Source organism: Peribacillus butanolivorans (assembly GCF_001273755.1).
Lineage (GTDB): Bacteria > Bacillota > Bacilli > Bacillales > DSM-1321 > Peribacillus > Peribacillus butanolivorans.
The window spans coordinates 1,462,054-1,479,324 of sequence record NZ_LGYA01000001.1; the positions used below are offsets into that span (position 1 = coordinate 1,462,054).

Below are 17,271 nucleotides of genomic sequence, written 5' to 3' on the forward strand. Positions count from 1 at the left end.
AAAAATTTATTTTTTTAGACTATTTCGTTCTGCTGAGATTTCAAGAAAAGCACTCGCGAAACGGAAAAGCTTTTGTGCTTGTGGGTCTTTCATCATTCTTAACAAACCGAAAAGACCGATTACATCATTGTTTTCTTCTGCACGATCTTTAGCTTCGATTGCATTAGCTGCAAGCCCTTTCACTGAATCAACTACAGGTACAGCGATTTCTGTAATCGCACTAACCGTATCCTTTTTTAATACTTCATCAGTTGCTACTGATTGAGCAAAATCATAAGACTTTGTCAAGATACTTACTAGTTCAGTCAATTTTGGCAATTGCTCAACTAAAGTATTCAATGATTCCTGAACCTCAGGCTTTAAAAGCTGATCCAGAATATCCAGTTGTTCTTGGTTTGCAGTGAAATTAAATGATTCTTGTTCAGGCTTAGTTTTTGAAGCTACATCTACCATATCTATTTCCCCTTTACGTTAAACTTAATTTGCTTTGTATTAAATTTAAATCTTCACTACTTATCATACGACTCTATACACTTAATTTCAAATATATTTTTTATGATATGAATATAACTTTAAAGTTATTAATTTAAGTTAGTATTTGGGATTTATCATTCATCTTAATATTTCAAGAAAACATTAGAAGTATTCTATGTATAACACTTATTCCCATGGGGATTTAAATAGACTTCTTCCTCCTCAGTAACAGCATTTTATTGCATCAATTTTTGTGAATTAACACCAAAAGTAGGAGACACTTTACTTCCTTGAAATAATGTTAGTACCAAACAAATAATAATTGGACGTTTTCACGTGTACTCCATGTCATTAGGATTACTAGAATTTATAGTTGTTATTCAGGATTTTTTAGAAACTAATTATTTTGTTCATATGAGAAAAAAGTTAAAGAGGAACCATGAACTTCTTGCGGCTTTTACTGACCAGTTGTTAAAGACTAAAAGTTAAGTAAATGAGGCACAGATCCTTACTTAATAAAGTTTTTTTCTTTTCTTATTGTATCGTTGATATATTCAGGAAAGGGATTTTATTAATGCATTTCTAAATATCAAAAATACATTTTGAGGCAATCTTGGATCCGCAAGTGAGAGGAATGAGGTAGATAGTATAATTTTTACTTCATTAAATATTGTTTTTTATTTTGGATTATCGTTTATGCTTCATTTCTAGGGAATTAAATTTGGAATGTGGATAGTGTCATAAGCGTATAAAAGCTTTCAAACACGAAAACTTTTCAAAAAAATCTCTGAGGTTAAAGTTCTTCAAACGGATCTAGGCAATTTAAAGCAGTGAGCTCAGTGAGTATATTCAAATCCAACTGAAATTAAAAGTAGGAGGGACCACTTGAGGTAAATACCGAAGTTAGGTGCATGGTGGATGCTAAAGCCTATCTAGGATAAGAAACTTGGGTAGGAGCATCTTTGGTTTTCGACGGAGGTAGGGATAAGGCTGATTTAAACATACTGTGTTAAATCCTCCAAGGAAAAATAAAGTAGTTTGAAGGAAGTGTGGACCGTTGGTGAGTGAATCATTCCATTTGAAACAATTGAAGAAGCGATTAAAGTAGTTTAAGTATTTTCTTCTTCAATGTAGTGTAGTGCTTTGAGAAAAACGCAATATTTAAACAAAGAAAAAATCCCTGTTTGCGATTAAAAAGTAGGGATTTTTTGCATCTTAATGAATAAGGGAAAAGGATTCGGATTGGTGTTTATTCAAGAAAAGCACCCGTTAGCTTAATGATAGCTTGATGTTATCATAATTGAAAACTCACTCTTGTGTTTCAATGGTTTCCTAACCCATAAACAGATTCCATTGACCTAATCATTGATAGAATAGTGCTCCATTTATTAGGATTTGCTATTATGTTCCACAGTTATGACGACATTTCCCTTCTTGTGTCCTTTCTCGACATATCTATGAGCTTCAACTATCTCTTCAAACGCATAGTATCTGTCAATGACCACTTTTAACTTCCCCGTCTCAACAAGTTCTTTGAGGAAGTTTAGAGCTTCGGAATTTTCAGGTGAATTTTGACCCAAAATTAATTTCCTGTTGCTTGTCAATTTGGTCCATAGCATTCGCACACCAGGTAATGGTACTGTGACGTTTATATAGGTTCCGTCCTTCTTTAGGGATTTCATACAAGCTGAAAACGAACTCTTGTCTACCGCTTCAAAAATAACATCGTAAGTCTCGCCCTTACTCGAAAAATCTTCTCTAGTGTAATCAATTACCTGATCGGCTCCCAGAGATTTTACCAATTCTAAATTCGTGGTACTGCATACCCCTGTAACATCTGCTCCGAAATACTTGGCAATCTGTACTGCATAACTTCCTACACTTCCTGAAGCACCATAGACAAGAACCTTTTGACCACTCTTAATGTTAGCTTTTCTAAGATAAAACAATGCTGTTCGTGCCCCAATTGGAATGGCAGCGGCTTCCTCAAAAGATAAATTGTTGGGTTTAATAGATACTGGTCCATTTTCAGGTAGACACTTATACTCGGCATAAGCACCATAACCAATTTGGGAAGCTGCAAAAACCTGGTCACCTTTCTTAAACTGCTTGACATCTTTACCTACTGACTCAACTTCCCCAGATAACTCCAAACCCAATATAGATTTTTTGGGACGTCTAAAACCAAGTGTTATTCGAGCAGGCAGCCAAACAGAAAGAGGAACTGTAAAACTCCTTGACCGAATATCTGCTACTGTTACGGTAGTCGCTTTTACTTTTACCAGTATTTCATTTTCCTTAGGAGTAGGTTTTTTTACCTCTTTCAACTGAAGAACGTCGGGTGGACCGTACTTTGTATACACAATTGCTTTCATTTATCCTCCTCCAATTCGTTCTATTCATTCATATCTACGAACACGAATAAATAGAACGAAGTTTTCACTCTTTATTATCCACTGCTGCCTTCCAACGAGATGTTCAGTATTGGGCATAACTTCTACTAGTGTTTCTGCAGCCTTCTTCGCAACATTTTTTGCACCTGCTTTTGATATAGCTTTGTATAATTTCTCTTCAGTCGATGCTTTCGTGTGTAACTCAATAGGATATTCTATAACTATTTCATAACAGAAGGAGAACCCAATTTCTTGAAAGCTTTGTTCAAAACTGGGTGAGTAACCTATAATAATTTTTGAACTTGATTTTTGCTTCGAGTAAGTTGAATATTTAAATACCAATATCGCATAACGGTTCTAAATAAGGATTGTAATACCGTTTGTGGTCTAATAAGGGTAAAGCCTTGCATGAAGATGTAATAGCTTATGCCATCCCTAAAAGACACTACCTTTGCACCCATTGAATCTGAGTTTCATTGATCCCTAAATTATTTTTGCGAAATTCTCTAACAGATTTATTTTCAACTTGGAACAAATCATACACTTCATTTAGTAAAGCCTGTTGAACCAAATATGAATAATGTCCACAAGTGGGCTCTAATAAAATCAAAAAATCCTCTTTTGTTATACTAAACTGTCTTTCTATTTGTCTTAGAGCTTATAAAAACTGAGCAATTCCAGAACTATCGATGTTGAATTTAATGCGTTTCCAAGCTATCCTTTCGGGTGTAAAAAAGCATATAATTTAATACAAGAAGCGACATGAAAGCTAGCTCCTATATTAATGTCAGGATTATATTGAAGATGAAAACAAGAGTAATTGAACAAGAATGAGTCTTTATGAGTATCTTCTAAACCCAAAAATGCCCACATTTCAAGTGAAATGTGAGCATTTTTTTATCTACCTTAGATTAATTAATATTAAAAGTTTTATACATCATTCCATAAGTCACTAACTATGAAGGGCAGCATATACGTTCGTCTATTTTAGAACTTCATTAATGAATGTCGTCAGGATAATAGATAAATATGTAAAAACTAACTAGTTCTTTTGAAGAGTTTATATAGCTATGTTCAGCACTAGAACTAAAGTTAATTGTTTCATTAGTAGTTAATACAAACTCCTTACCATGTATATCGATTGTAAGTTCACCACTTTTTATCAGTATATATTCTTCACCCAGATGCTTTTCTGATATATGACTATATCCAGGCTTTAAGTCTACTGTAAAAATTTCGAATTTTTTTTCTGGATGATATGGGAAGATAGAATAGACAAGATAATTTCCATTATTATCGATTACTGGAGGTAGTTGATTAATGTTTATTTTTTCAATTTGTGGCTTTACAGCTTCCTTCATAAAAACAGAAAAAGATACTTGCAATCCATTTGCAATTTTCCATAGAGTAGTGACGGTTGGACTAGATTTCCCTTTTTCAATTTGAGCTAACATCGCTTTGCTAACTCCCGTAAGATCAGCTACTTTATCTAAACTCAATCCTCGTTTTTTTCTTAAATTGACAAGATTATTGGCTATAATCTCTTCAATAGGTTCCATAAATAATCCTCCATTAAACTTTTTATTGTTTATTATAACATACAAATGTACAATATAACAAACGAGGAGGTATGAATGAAATGTTAAAAGTAATTGATATGGAAGAAAATAATCTTACATTTCATCAAGGGGTAAAAGATTGCATTCCAACCTTAATAGGATACATCAGTATTGGAATTGCAGCAGGAATTGTTGGAGTATCTTCAAATCTGAGTATATTAGAAATTGCTTTATTATCAACATTAGTTTATGCAGGTGCATCTCAGTTTATCATTTGTGCATTATTAGTGTCAGGAAGTCCAATTTCAGTCATTATATTAACAACTTTTATTGTGAATTTACGAAATTTTTTATTAAGTATGACCCTAGCTCCTCACTTTACTAAATATTCTTTAATGAAAAATATTGGTATTGGAGCACTTGTTACGGATGAATCATTTGGTGTTGCCATTAACAAAATTATTAAAGGTGAAAAGATTAATGATCAATGGATGAATGGATTAAACATAACAGCCTATATATCCTGGATCATATCCTGCGTTTTAGGAGCGATCTTTGGTAAATGGATTTCTAATCCGGAAATATTTGGATTAGACTTTGCTTTAACAGCAATGTTTTTGACATTACTTGTTTTACAATTACAAAGCATTAAAGAAGGCAAACTTAAGCTTTACATATCTCTAGTCCTGTATGTTGTAATAACAATGTACCTTCTAAGTATGTTTGTTCCTTCTCATATAGCTATTATTTTAGCGACTATTATTGTTGCAACAATTGGGGTGATGAGAGACAAATGAGTTTTAACTTAACCATTATTCTTGTAATTTTGGGATGTGCAATTGTAACCCTTATTCCAAGAATTATTCCATTTTTGGTTGTAAGAAATATTACTCTTCCGGTACCCATAACTAAATGGCTTTCATTTATCCCTATTTGCATTCTTACAGCACTTGTCGTTGACAGCATTATCATTGAAGATGAATCTCTAATATCAATTGATTGGAGTGTACTTACTGTTATTGTACCAACTCTAATTATAGCCTTATGGACGAAGAGTTTATCAGTTACAGTAATAGCTGGAATAGTCTTTATGGCAATTGTAAGGTATATATTCAATTAACAGTTTTAATAAATGCATATTAGATTAGTTAATATTTAATTAATTCCATATTTGAGAATCAAAGGTGTTTATTCAGTTATCGGGAGCATGAGTTTAAGAATGGGTGTTGCTGCGGCAATCCCCATTCTTAAACAAACTTGTGGTTTTAGTAAAATGACAAATAAATTAAAGAAGGCACTTATTTTATATGCTTAATAGGGGCCTTCCTTTTATTTTCATATGTTCTCCATATCTAATGTAAATATAAATCTCGAATAGTCTATATTTGGTCGCCACGCCATAAAATCGTCACATTCAACCTTTTAATAGGGGGGGTGATTATTGATATTTTGGATAGGATACAGCAATTGAATGTTGAAAACCAATACCTGTGTTTTTGCTTCTTTTATTCTTGCTATATAGACTAAATCTTTTGTTTTATGTTCTAGTTTTAAGACCTTATTCTACACATTTTTTCAAAATTTATTTTCGCTCTAAGCGGGGAGAAATCCTTTTTTAACAACGTTTGTTCTTAAGTTGACATAGAATTGTAATAAAAAAATATCAGAAAATACTGAAAAAATTAGTAAAATTATGTTAATATATTTAAAAAAAGTATTTTTCAAGGGTATCATCGAGAGAAGAGCTAGGGGGCGCTGTCAAAGCTTTAATGGTCGCCAGGACTTATTCCGTGAATTATCATGGTAAAGAATAATCGACTTGGCTATTTATTTTAGCAAAAAGACTGAATTTTGGCTGAAAGGTAATAGGTAAGATACCTATAATGTTAAAAAACCTCAAAAATAGCCCCTAATTTGAAATTTCGAAGTGAATATTTTTTGAAGAATCAGGATTAGCATGTAGTGAAGAGTAATATATTAATAGTATGTTGCTACACATAAAATTGAAATGGAGTTGATAGAATGGTAAATATTACTGGATACGGAAATGGCTCGCAAGAAGCAGTAAATAACTTTGAAAAGTATGTGGGTTTTGAAATCCCTGCGGATTATAAACAATTTCTCCTTGAATATAATGGTGGTACCACTACTGTACAAAACTGCAAGTTTTATGTGGATGCGTTAGACACCCTCGTTTGTTTAAATGTATTATATGGATTGGATCTTGAGGAAAAAGAGCTTGATTTACAGAAATGGCATGAGGAGAATAAAAAAGACTTACATAAGAATTGTATTATCATAGGTAATGACACGTATGCTGGTAAAATCTTGCTAATATATAACGAAGAGGAAAAAGGAGTTTATTTCTGGGATCAGGGTTGGTATTCGGATCCATCAAGCCAGGATGAAAATATATATAAGGTTGCAGAAAGTTTTAAATCTTTCATTGAGGGACTGAAGATCCCAGAGGAAATCTAATTTTATTTGAATCCCCTTGATTGGCTCTGACCTTTCAAGGTTTTTTATTGTGAATTTACAAAGAAAGAACAGATTGATATGATTTCTGAGTAGAAGGGAAATTATTACATAAACAAAAGGTGCATTTTCGAATAGGTATATTAATTTCGTGACTTGTATAATTTGGTATTTCTAACTATTCGTTAGAGGAGGAAAAGATGTATAAAATCTTTTTGGTTGAAGACGATGTCAAAATAGCTGCCATTTTAATCAATTATTTAAAAAGATACGGGTATGAAGTTTCTGAAGCTAAGGGGTTAGACCATGTCTTTGTCGAGTTTAAAGAGATGAAGCCTGATTTGGTTTTAATGGATATTAATCTACCTTTTTTTGATGGCTTCCATTGGTGCCGCCAAATGAGGACGATTTCAAAAGTTCCCATTTTATTTATCTCAGCAAGGACTGATGAAATGAACCAAGTCATGGCAATTGAACATGGCGGTGATGATTATATTACAAAACCATTCCATTTGGAAGTCGTACTAGCGAAAATAAAGAGTGCTCTTCGACGGGCATATGGAGAGTATGCGGGAACATCATCACTCCATCAACAGGTAAAAGAAATGGATGGATTAACCCTTTATACGGAAAAGGCGATGATTGAATACCAGCAAAATCAGGCGATATTAACCCAAAATGAGTTTCGTTTATTGAATTGTTTAATTCGACAGTACGACACCATTGTTTCTCGTGAAGATTTACTTGAAGCTTTATGGAATGATGATTCATTTGTTGATGATAATACTTTGACAGTCAATGTCACAAGGGTACGGAGAAAACTCGAAGAAATTGGCGTCAAACATGCCATTCAAACCAGCAGAGGAAAGGGGTATCGGCTCAAGGTAATGCAAGGTGAAGATAAGTGAATCTACTTTCCTTTATAAAAGACCGTCTTTATTTTATATTTTATACCATTGTATTAGTATGTTTACTTATTGTTACATATGTATTAGTCATTCTAGAAGCGGGAAATCAGATATCGATATCTAATATCTTCTATATGATTGTTCTCTCCATTTTTATGCTGTTACTATTTTTAGCGATTGATTACATAAGGCATTACCGTTTTCTTAATCAGTTAGTAAGGATGAAGCAAGAACCGAGTTTGACTTTTGAATTTGTCGAAATCTTTATGAATCCTGTGACAAAGGAACAAAAAGCATGGATTGAGCTTTTTCAGCAAATGAACCAGGCTACTATTACGCAATTACAAGAACAAATAAAAATGAAGGAACAATATGAGCTTTTGATTCACCAATGGGTTCATCAAATGAAGACGCCTGTTTCAGTCATTTCTTTACTAATTCAAGAAGGGAAAAGGACATTTTCGGATGAGTCGATGAAGGGTTTTCTTAAAGAGCTTGGAGAGGAAAATGACCGTTTTCGCAGGGGGCTGGAAATTATTTTACACGGAGCAAGGCTGCAGCGTTTTTCTGAAGATGTAAAGGCCGAGCCGATTGATTTAATAAATCTAGTCAAGCAAGTAATTAACGAGGAAAAAAAACAGTTCATTCAACGGACCATTTATCCCAAGCTTGAAACTGAGAATGAGAATTTTCAAGTGCATTCAGATCGTAAGTGGCTTCACTTTGCCATCAGTCAAGTTGTCTTTAATGCATTGAAGTATTCAAGGCAGGGAGTGGGGAATACTATTACGTTCAGCATTACAGAAAAAGATCGTGATATTGTCCTTTGCATTACGGATCAAGGCTTAGGAATTGCCCCTCATGACATAAAACGAGTGTTTGATCCATTTTTCACAGGAGAAAATGGACGAACACAACAAGAGTCGACGGGAATGGGATTATACTTAGTAAAGGAAATCGTTAACAGGCTTGGACATAGGGTTAGCATTCAATCGACTGTTTCTGAGGGATCTACAGTGCAATTTCTCTTTAACACAAATACCTTACATGAAAGATGACAAAATTGTAAGGTTGTTAGGCGGTTATGTAATAAACATCGATGTGAGCCTCCTGCTTTATTCTTTATACTTTACTTTAGAAAGAGGAGGTCATATAGATGGCGATATTAAAAACAGAGCAACTATCCAAAACCTATTTTCAAAAGCAAGGAAATTTATTTCATAAAGCGTTAGACAACTTTACCATGGATGTTCAAAAAGGGGAGTTTGTTGGAGTGATGGGACCATCTGGGAGCGGAAAAACAACTTTGCTGAACCTAATGGCAACCATTGATAGGCCCACTTCTGGGAAAGTTATTCTAAATGAAAAAAACCCTAATGAATTGAAAAACCGTGATCTTGCTTTGTTTCGCAGGAGGGAAATTGGTTTTGTTTTTCAAGATTTTAACCTTCTTGATACACTCACAGTTCGTGAAAATATTCTTCTTCCTTTAGCGTTAGATCATTATAAACAGCAAGAAATGGAAGATCGAGTAAATCAGTTGGCACATCTTCTTAGTATAGAGGGAATTTTAGATAAACGGACTTTTGAAATCTCTGGAGGTCAACAGCAACGAACCTCATGTGCAAGAGCAATGATTCACGAACCATCCATTATATTAGCGGACGAACCGACAGGTAATTTAGATTCCAAATCTGCCAAGCAGGTGATGGATACCTTCACAACGCTTCAGAAGGAAAAAGGGGCATCCATACTAATGGTCACCCATGACCCAACTGCTGCTAGTTTTTGTGATCGGATTCTATTTATTAAAGATGGTAAGTTCTTTTCAGAGGTTCACAATGGAGGGGTAAGACAGAGCTTCTATCAACGGATTTTAGATACGTTGAGTGTACTGGGAGGTGGCTATCATGAACCTTCGACATCTCGCTAAGAGAAATATCCAAGGAAATACCCAACGTTATCTTGCCTATTTTTTCAGCATTGTCTTTTCCGTTTCAATCTTTTTTATCTATGCATCCTTTATCTTTCATCCTGACGTTGTCAATGCGAATATTAGTGGCGGGCAGATTGTGCGTGTTGCTCTTATTGCGGCTGAAATTGTAATCATTGTTTTTTCGGTTTTCTTTATCGCTTATTCTAATGCTGCTTTTATACAGCCACGAAAAAAAGAGTTTGGTTTGCTTACACTATTTGGAATGTCTAAATCTCAACTTAGAAAACTAATTTATATGGAGCAAACGATTGTGTCTCTGGTATCGATTGCGATTGGGTTAGGGGTGGGGTTTTTATTTTCAAAGTTGTTTCTAATGATTGTTTCGTCTTTATTAGCGGTCGAAGAACCATTAGCATTTGTCTTCGTCCCTAAAGCATTTGTTTATACGATTGTTGGTTTCTTTTTATTATTTCAGTTATTATCGCTCCTATCCTTGTTACAAATCGAAAATTTAGAGGTAGTCGATTTACTAAAAGATAAACAAAAACCAAAAAAGATGCCATTCGTGTCAAAGTGGTTAATTGTATTATCCGTAATTTGTTTAAGTATTTCCTATTATTTGGCAGCTACTATGACATTAAACAATTCACTTCTACGAGTACTGCCGATTCTATTTTTCGTGCTGATTGGCACTTATTCTTTATTCAGCCAAAGTATTGTTGCTTTGTGCAGAAGGCTATATAGGAAGAAGAAAAGCTTATATAATGGGACGAATTTAATTACTCAAACTAACCTGATTTTTGATATTAAGAATTATTCGAGATTATTCTTTTTAACTTCGATTATTACCGCTGTCATTTTGACAGCGGCTGGAACGCTTTTTATGTTCACTGCAGATTTAAAGAAGCAGGGGATGGATAACATTCCACAAGCAATCGGCTGGATAGAAAATGATGCTTCTGTTTATTCCGTTATTGAGCCTTCAGAAGTAGAGAAAACCTTAAAGAAAGATGGATTTAAGGTACCCTACAAAGTCAATGTGACAGGTGTGCCGGTTACAACTATGATTCCCCAAATAGGTACAGGAGAACCTAGTGAAAATCAGTCATTATTAATCTCGGAAAGAGACTATAACAAAGTCGCAGCATTTCGAAAGCTAGACCCTGTCGAGTTGTCGGGAGATGAAGCGTTATTTATTTTTCCTTATGCAACACTAGATTCTCAATTCGTACAACGAGGTGATCAAAAGGAACTTCATTATGGAAAAAATATCATACAGGTAACTATGTTAGGGCAGCGGAATCAAACCGTAATAGCCCCAATCGGATTAGCAACTACTCTGATGGTTGTCGATGATAAGTTGTATACTGATATTACTGATAATGTGCCTCTAAAACAAAAGGTAAGGGTGCGCGGGTACGAAGTTAAAGATTGGGAGGATGCAATAGAAGCATCTGAGAAAATCGAAAAAATAGCTATTAACCCTGAACAGAATAAAGTGCAAACAAGAGCACCGATTTATGAGAAAGTGAGGCAGGGAAGTATGTTAACACTATTTATCGGCCTGTTTGTCAGTTTATTATTCTTTATCGTCCAAGGAAGCATGATGTATCTTCGTGTGTTTACGAATTTGGAAGATAAAAAAATCCAAATTAATGCTCTTAATCGAATGGGGTTAACACGAAAAGAAATTCGCAAAATCCTAGGCGCTGAGATACGCATTCTATTTTTTGTTCCTTTTGTAATTGGGATGATTCATGCGATCGTTGCTTTCGTCGCATTAAGTAATTTATTGGGCTCTAATTTGCTCGGCTATTCGGCTATAGTTATCGGAACCTATTTTCTTCTTCAGCTACTATATTACCAAGTAACAAAGATAATGTATGAGCGGGCAGTTATTAGTACGATTAAATAGAATAAGGTGCCAATTAAGAAGGAATCAGACGCTTATTCTCTGATTCCTTCTTGTTTGATATTAAGATATTGAATCCAGATGTTTTTTCTGGTGTGAGCTACGACTATGAGTGGGAACCTTTGGTGTTCCCTTTCAAATGTTTCTATCCTCATTCTTAAGGAACAGGCCAAATTCAATTTGATTTTTTCAAAATCTATAAGTAGTTCAATAGTGCCAGCAAGAGTGAAACAGTCTGTTTTTGGTTGAGCTAGATAATATGTTACTAAAAGGTAAATGAAATAATGTGAAAATTGGCATGTATTGTACTCATAAAACCTTTTCATTCTTGAAATATTTTCATATAAAGGGTAAAATTATTTATTTTAAGAGGCAATAGAATATTATTGGCTTTTTTGAATGTTAATAACATAGTTTAGGTGGGGGAACGTATAGTTGGGTGTTGGGTTTTATTAGTTTATTTGTAAAATATAAGGAAGTGGAATGGTTTTTTTAGTTTATAAAAATTGGATTTAAAGTAGTTTGAAATGTAAAGAGTTTCAGGATCATAGCAAGTTGAGAAAAATTCAAAAGAACGAAGTGAATTATCTGGTAATTATTTGATTAAATATAGTCTTATAAGCCTGCTATTATAGAGGTGATTTGATTTTTCTCTATTTCTTTGTCCCTTTATATAGTAAACTCAGAATGGGTTCGTTAACTTTTAACTGCTAGAGATGAGGTAAATTTAATGCTATGAAAAATAAAAAGTTAAGGGCATTTCTTTATTTGACCATTATTTTATTAATACTATTTATTCTTCTAAACATGTTTTCTACTTATTTAAGTATTAAAAATTCTGTTCAGAAATCTGTTGCGAATCAAAACTTGGTAGCTGCTAAGTCTATTGCAGACTCAATGGATATAGAGGCGTATAAACGTTTCCTCAATAACCCAGTAAAGAGCCAAGAATATACGGATATAGAAACCTACTTAGAGGATGCACGGGAAAAAATTGGGGCTTTGTATGTATATACCCTGATGGTGGATAATCCGAAAGTATCGAGAGCTATGATTACCGGGTTTTCTAAAGATTCTAAAAAGGAATTTCCTATTGGAGGGGTGTGCACGGTTCCTAAAAAGCAGGTCAAACAAGCCTATGAAGGAAAAAGCTTTATTACTGGAATACTAGAGGATCCAGTATATGGCGAATATTTGACTGTAGGGGTGCCAATAAAAGATCATGAAGGTGCCATTATTGGTTTTTTAGGTATTGATGTGAGTGCAGAGGATATTAATACAATAAACGGAAAGGTATTAAAAAGCAGTATTGCCATCCTCGTTTATAATGGGGGCTTTGTTATTATGCTGTTAGTTACCTTTTTTGTGATTCAAAAATGGTATCAAAAAGAATTGAAACGGGAAGTGGGGGATACTGAGGATACGTATCAATCAGAATTTCAATCACTTATCGCTTCTGTCCGCTCATTAAGACATGATTTTTCAAATCATATTCAAGTTATACATGGACTTCTCAAGCTTGGTGAAAATGGTAAAGCATTAGATTATTCAACCGGTCTCTCAAAAGAAGTGCAATCGATTGAATCGATGAAATTGGATGTGAATCATCCTGGCTTATCTGTACTTTTAGAGACGAAAAAGCTCTCAGCCCAGAATTATAACATCGATATTACACTTGATGTTTCTCCTAACTCTTTCAACATGGTCAAAACAATTGACTTGATTAAAATGTTATCGAATGTAATCGACAATGCTATTGAGGCAACGACTGAATTACCTGAGCAAGAACGCCGAATGAATATAATCTGTAAAGCTAACGAAGAAAAGTATACGTTTGAGGTTACCAATACCGGACCAATGATTTCTACTATAGATCGGGAAAATATTTTTGTCAGCGGCTTTTCTACCAAAAAATCACAAAAGGGGAAGGTTAGAGGACAAGGCCTGTTTATCGTAAAAGACTTAGTTAACAGGTATGATGGTGACATTACCGTAAAGTCTAATGAGACAGGAACCACCGTTACGATGATGATACCTGTATATGGAAGAATGAGCTAGTTCCTTTTGTAATAGAGAATTTAATGATAGGAAAGTAAATAGACCGGTTTGATACGGTCTATTTTTCTTTTTTTATTATTGAATGCATTACATACAGATTTAGGTGGTTAATAATATGGTTTGTCTCTTATTTAATCTCTCAAGTTTCATTCCCTTATTCATAATTATTTTAAGTATCCCATTCATTCAGAACCTTCTTTTAGTACCTTCTTTTAGTACCTTTAATAACTATTTTGCTAGGAGCCTTGATACGAATGGCCTTACGAAAGATTACTTATGAAAAATACAGTCATCCGATAAGCGGGCATCATCAGTAACCTTTCCGAATGGATTGGTAAATTACGAAACACATTACTATAGAAGAAACTATATTTTTTACAATAGAGGTCTGTTTTACTTTGAAGTCAAGATGGCCGGTCAAGCAAGTTTGAATATATATTTCTTTTCGCCATTACTTTCAACGGGAATGAAAACCTTATGTTGTTTGTTCGAAAGTTTTTTAAGTGTTTGATATAAATATTTTTTTGTTGTGCATATTCCTTGAGCCATTTGATGTAAAGAACGCTGAACAACACCCTCCCAGTCGATATGTAATAGCGAATATAAGCAAGTATCGAATTCAGTAGAGGATACATTACGTAATAGATAATGGTATGTTTCTTCATAAATCATTTTTCTCGACTCCTTTTAGGGTGGGTAGTCATCTTTTCTCCAGAGAGAAAAGCACCTTTATCGTCTAAATAAACCTTTTAATGAAAAAAGTAGCATCACTTAAAAAAATATTAATCACCTTGTTTTAGTGAATATTATTCAAGGTGGTTTCGGTAGAAGATGTGAATAAACTAATAGCTTTTGGACATAATGGATAGATGTTTGGCTGCTTTCCCCGAGATTATGATAAGATAGGGAAAAATCATATAAGGCAGTGAGAATGTTGAAACAACAAAAAAGAAAACTTCTCGTTATCATCGGACCGACTGCTGTTGGTAAGACGAAAATGAGCATTGAGTTGGCTAAACAATTTAATGGTGAAATTATCAGCGGAGATTCCATGCAGGTTTATAAAGGGATGGATATAGGGACTGCGAAAATCAAGAGAGAAGAAACAGAGGGAATTCCTCATTATTTGCTTGATATTAAGGAACCGGATGAACCATTTAGCGCGGCTGAGTTCCAGGAGCGTGCTAATGCATGTATCGAGGATATCCAAAACAGAGGAAAACTCCCTATTATCGTCGGTGGTACAGGTCTATACATACAATCGGTCATTTATGATTATCAATTTTCAGAAGCGCCATCTGATCCTAGTTACAGGGGTATGTTGGAAAAACAAGTTAAGGAATTAGGAATCGATCCTGTTTTTGAACAATTACGGAGTGTTGACCCAGAAAGTGCAAATCGTATTCATCCTAATAATGTAAGAAGGGTAATCAGAGCACTTGAGATTTTTCATTGTACAGGAAAAACGATGAGTGAGCAGTTGGATGAACAGCCGACAGAAATGAAATATGATACGTGCATCATTGGTTTGACAATGGATCGGGAAAAATTATATCAGCGTATTGATCAGCGCGTCGACGGGATGATAGAAGAAGGGCTGATTCAAGAGGTTCAGTCATTTTATGAACAAGGTTTGAGGGATTGCCAATCAATACAGGCTATTGGCTATAAAGAGATCTATGATTTTATTGATGAAAGAGCATCATTAGAGGAAGCAATAGAGGCTTTAAAGCAAAATTCTCGCCGATATGCTAAAAGGCAATTGACTTGGTTCCGGAATAAAATGGATGTAATTTGGTTTGATATGACCAATCTAGAAGATTTTTCAAAAAAAATACATGAAATATCTGGGTTTATAGCAGGAAAGCTTTTCAATAAAGGCGAATACATAAATTTAGAGAGAAAAGAGGAGGACTAATACATGAAACAATCAGTAAATATTCAAGATCAGTTTCTTAACCAATTACGAAAAGATGGTACGTATGTGACGGTATTTTTATTAAACGGTTTCCAAATTAGAGGACAGGTTAAAGGGTTCGATAATTTTACCGTTTTATTTGAATCAGAGGGCAAGCAGCAATTAGTCTATAAACATGCGATTTCTACATTCGCTCCACAACGTAATGTCCAAATTGATTACGAAGTGAAGGAATAATCATATAAATGGATCAAAAAGACAGGCTTCGCTTATAGCGACCTGTTTTTTTTTTTTTTTGAGCCTACTCTTGTATCTTTTTCAAGGATTCGATTATTTTACGCACACGTTTTGAATATATATTAAGGGACGGATTATTTTCCGGGAAAGCGCAGGAAATGACATTTTCAAAAAAAGAATTGATGAAATGGAGATAAAATTGTCGTATTTATATTCTAGAGGTGAGAATCCTGTTTAATTAAGTCGCCGTTTGAAGAGGAAATTAGCTAATTATTCAAAAAGCTTAGGAAATCATGAAAAGTAATAAGGGAATTTCCCGATTGGTTTAGTTTAAAGGCTGTGCTCATTACGGCATATAGCCATCATAAATCGAATGAAAATTGTGGCGTCAGGGGTCCAAGATGGAGAGGTGAATGCATTGGAACAACCGATCCGTATGAAAAATAACGGGCAAATCAACATTGTGTTTAATGCGGAAAATAGAAAAGCGCTACAAAAGGATCTGCCGATAAAGGAAAAAGAAATTTTGGTGCAAGAAATTCCCCACCAGCATGTAGCATTAAAGGAAATTGAAGATGAATTAAAAGCGCTAGTTGGCATGGAAGAAATGAAACGGATGATAAAAGAAATATATGCCTGGATCTACATCAACAAGCAGCGGGAAACAAGAGGGCTGAAGACTGGTCGTCAAGCGCTCCATATGATGTTTAAAGGAAATCCTGGAACAGGGAAGACCACGGTTGCACGTTTAATTGGAAAGTTGTTTCAAAAAATGAATGTACTCTCGAAGGGGCATTTAATTGAAGCGGAGAGGGCAGATTTGGTCGGAGAATATATTGGTCATACGGCCCAAAAAACGCGTGATTTAATTAAAAAGGCCATTGGCGGGATATTATTTATTGATGAAGCCTATTCCTTGGGGAGAGGAGGCGAAAAGGACTTTGGCAAAGAAGCCATAGATACGCTCGTGAAACATATGGAGGACCGACAACATGAATTCATTTTAATTCTTGCAGGATACTCACGAGAAATGGATTATTTTCTCAGTCTAAATCCAGGCCTTCATTCCAGGTTCCCGCTTGTTGTCGATTTTCCAGATTATACGATTGATCAGTTGATGGAAATATCTGATCGAATGCTTCAGGAACGTGAATATATTATGAACCGGGATGCTGAGAGAAAATTAAAAGATCATTTAATCATATTACGTTCGTTTCGCGGACCTATATCGTTTTCTAACGGCCGCTATATCCGAAATGTTCTTGAAAAGTCGATTAGGGCGCAGGCAATGCGGCTATTAATAGAAGATTCGTTTGAAAAAGTCGATTTACTCACTTTAACCAGCCAAGATTTAATTTTTGAGGATGATGAGAAAGAATGACAAACGAAAGCCCACCAAAA

The 17,271-nt window shown here is 34.6% G+C and carries 15 protein-coding genes and 1 pseudogene; 11 read left to right on the forward strand and 5 right to left on the reverse strand.

Annotation, left to right across the window (positions count from 1 at the left end):
* Positions 1–6: 6 nt before the first annotated feature.
* From AKG34_RS06970 to AKG34_RS06985, 4 genes and pseudogenes are all read right to left on the reverse strand, one after another.
* Complete coding sequence (locus AKG34_RS06970) at positions 7–453, reverse strand: DUF1641 domain-containing protein (RefSeq protein ID WP_053345419.1); 447 nt, start codon at positions 451–453, stop codon at positions 7–9.
* A gap of 1,409 nt (positions 454–1,862) precedes the next feature.
* The gene (locus AKG34_RS06975) at positions 1,863–2,849 is read right to left on the reverse strand and encodes an NAD(P)-dependent alcohol dehydrogenase (protein WP_053345420.1); all 987 of its coding nucleotides are present in this window, start codon (positions 2,847–2,849) and stop codon (positions 1,863–1,865) included.
* 69 nt (positions 2,850–2,918) lie between these two features.
* Positions 2,919–3,653 (reverse strand): annotated as a pseudogene (locus AKG34_RS29805) (IS110 family transposase); the annotation flags it as partial.
* A 212-nt stretch (positions 3,654–3,865) separates the two neighbouring features.
* Positions 3,866–4,426, reverse strand: coding sequence for a helix-turn-helix domain-containing protein (locus tag AKG34_RS06985; RefSeq protein WP_053345421.1), 561 nt, complete (start codon positions 4,424–4,426; stop codon positions 3,866–3,868).
* An 80-nt stretch (positions 4,427–4,506) separates the two neighbouring features.
* Between AKG34_RS06985 and AKG34_RS06990 the strand changes: the two genes are divergently transcribed.
* The 8 genes from AKG34_RS06990 to AKG34_RS07025 all read left to right on the forward strand — a co-directional run bounded on the left by AKG34_RS06990 (position 4,507) and on the right by AKG34_RS07025 (position 13,715).
* On the forward strand, positions 4,507–5,223 hold the full coding sequence (locus tag AKG34_RS06990) for an AzlC family ABC transporter permease (RefSeq protein ID WP_407946249.1): 717 nt from the start codon (positions 4,507–4,509) through the stop codon (positions 5,221–5,223).
* Positions 5,220–5,546: an AzlD domain-containing protein gene (locus AKG34_RS06995; RefSeq protein WP_053345423.1), complete on the forward strand. Its 327-nt coding sequence runs from the start codon at positions 5,220–5,222 to the stop codon at positions 5,544–5,546. Before AKG34_RS06990 ends, AKG34_RS06995 begins: the two co-directional genes overlap by 4 nt.
* A 902-nt stretch (positions 5,547–6,448) precedes the next feature.
* Positions 6,449–6,904, forward strand: a complete 456-nt coding sequence (locus AKG34_RS07000; protein WP_053345424.1) for an SMI1/KNR4 family protein — start codon at positions 6,449–6,451, stop codon at positions 6,902–6,904.
* 197 nt (positions 6,905–7,101) lie between these two features.
* On the forward strand, positions 7,102–7,809 hold the full coding sequence (locus AKG34_RS07005) for a response regulator transcription factor (RefSeq protein ID WP_053345425.1): 708 nt from the start codon (positions 7,102–7,104) through the stop codon (positions 7,807–7,809).
* Positions 7,806–8,867 carry a sensor histidine kinase gene (locus tag AKG34_RS07010; RefSeq protein ID WP_053345426.1) on the forward strand — a complete coding sequence of 354 codons (1,062 nt, stop codon included), beginning with the start codon at positions 7,806–7,808 and terminating at the stop codon, positions 8,865–8,867. The genes AKG34_RS07005 and AKG34_RS07010 overlap by 4 nt, the downstream gene beginning before the upstream one ends.
* A 98-nt stretch (positions 8,868–8,965) precedes the next feature.
* Positions 8,966–9,742 (forward strand): ABC transporter ATP-binding protein, encoded by a 777-nt coding sequence (locus AKG34_RS07015; RefSeq protein ID WP_053345427.1) that lies wholly within the window; start codon positions 8,966–8,968, stop codon positions 9,740–9,742.
* Complete coding sequence (locus AKG34_RS07020; protein WP_053345428.1) at positions 9,720–11,660, forward strand: FtsX-like permease family protein; 1,941 nt, start codon at positions 9,720–9,722, stop codon at positions 11,658–11,660. Before AKG34_RS07015 ends, AKG34_RS07020 begins: the two co-directional genes overlap by 23 nt.
* A 732-nt stretch (positions 11,661–12,392) precedes the next feature.
* Positions 12,393–13,715: an ATP-binding protein gene (locus tag AKG34_RS07025; protein WP_053345429.1), complete on the forward strand. Its 1,323-nt coding sequence runs from the start codon at positions 12,393–12,395 to the stop codon at positions 13,713–13,715.
* Positions 13,716–14,132: 417 nt separating this feature from the next.
* Here the strand turns inward: AKG34_RS07025 and AKG34_RS07030 are convergent, their stop codons facing one another.
* Positions 14,133–14,387 (reverse strand): hypothetical protein, encoded by a 255-nt coding sequence (locus AKG34_RS07030; RefSeq protein WP_053345430.1) that lies wholly within the window; start codon positions 14,385–14,387, stop codon positions 14,133–14,135.
* A gap of 259 nt (positions 14,388–14,646) precedes the next feature.
* Between AKG34_RS07030 and miaA the strand changes: the two genes are divergently transcribed.
* The 3 genes from miaA (at position 14,647) to spoVK (ending at position 17,251) form a co-directional block, all read left to right on the forward strand.
* A complete protein-coding gene (gene miaA, locus AKG34_RS07035) occupies positions 14,647–15,633 on the forward strand; it encodes a tRNA (adenosine(37)-N6)-dimethylallyltransferase MiaA (RefSeq protein ID WP_053345431.1) in 987 nt (328 codons plus the stop codon).
* Between the two features lie 3 nt (positions 15,634–15,636).
* A complete protein-coding gene (gene hfq, locus AKG34_RS07040; RefSeq protein ID WP_034313436.1) occupies positions 15,637–15,870 on the forward strand; it encodes an RNA chaperone Hfq in 234 nt (77 codons plus the stop codon).
* Between the two features lie 418 nt (positions 15,871–16,288).
* A complete protein-coding gene (gene spoVK, locus AKG34_RS07045) occupies positions 16,289–17,251 on the forward strand; it encodes a stage V sporulation protein K (RefSeq protein WP_053348021.1) in 963 nt (320 codons plus the stop codon).
* The last annotated feature ends 20 nt before the right edge of the window (positions 17,252–17,271 follow it).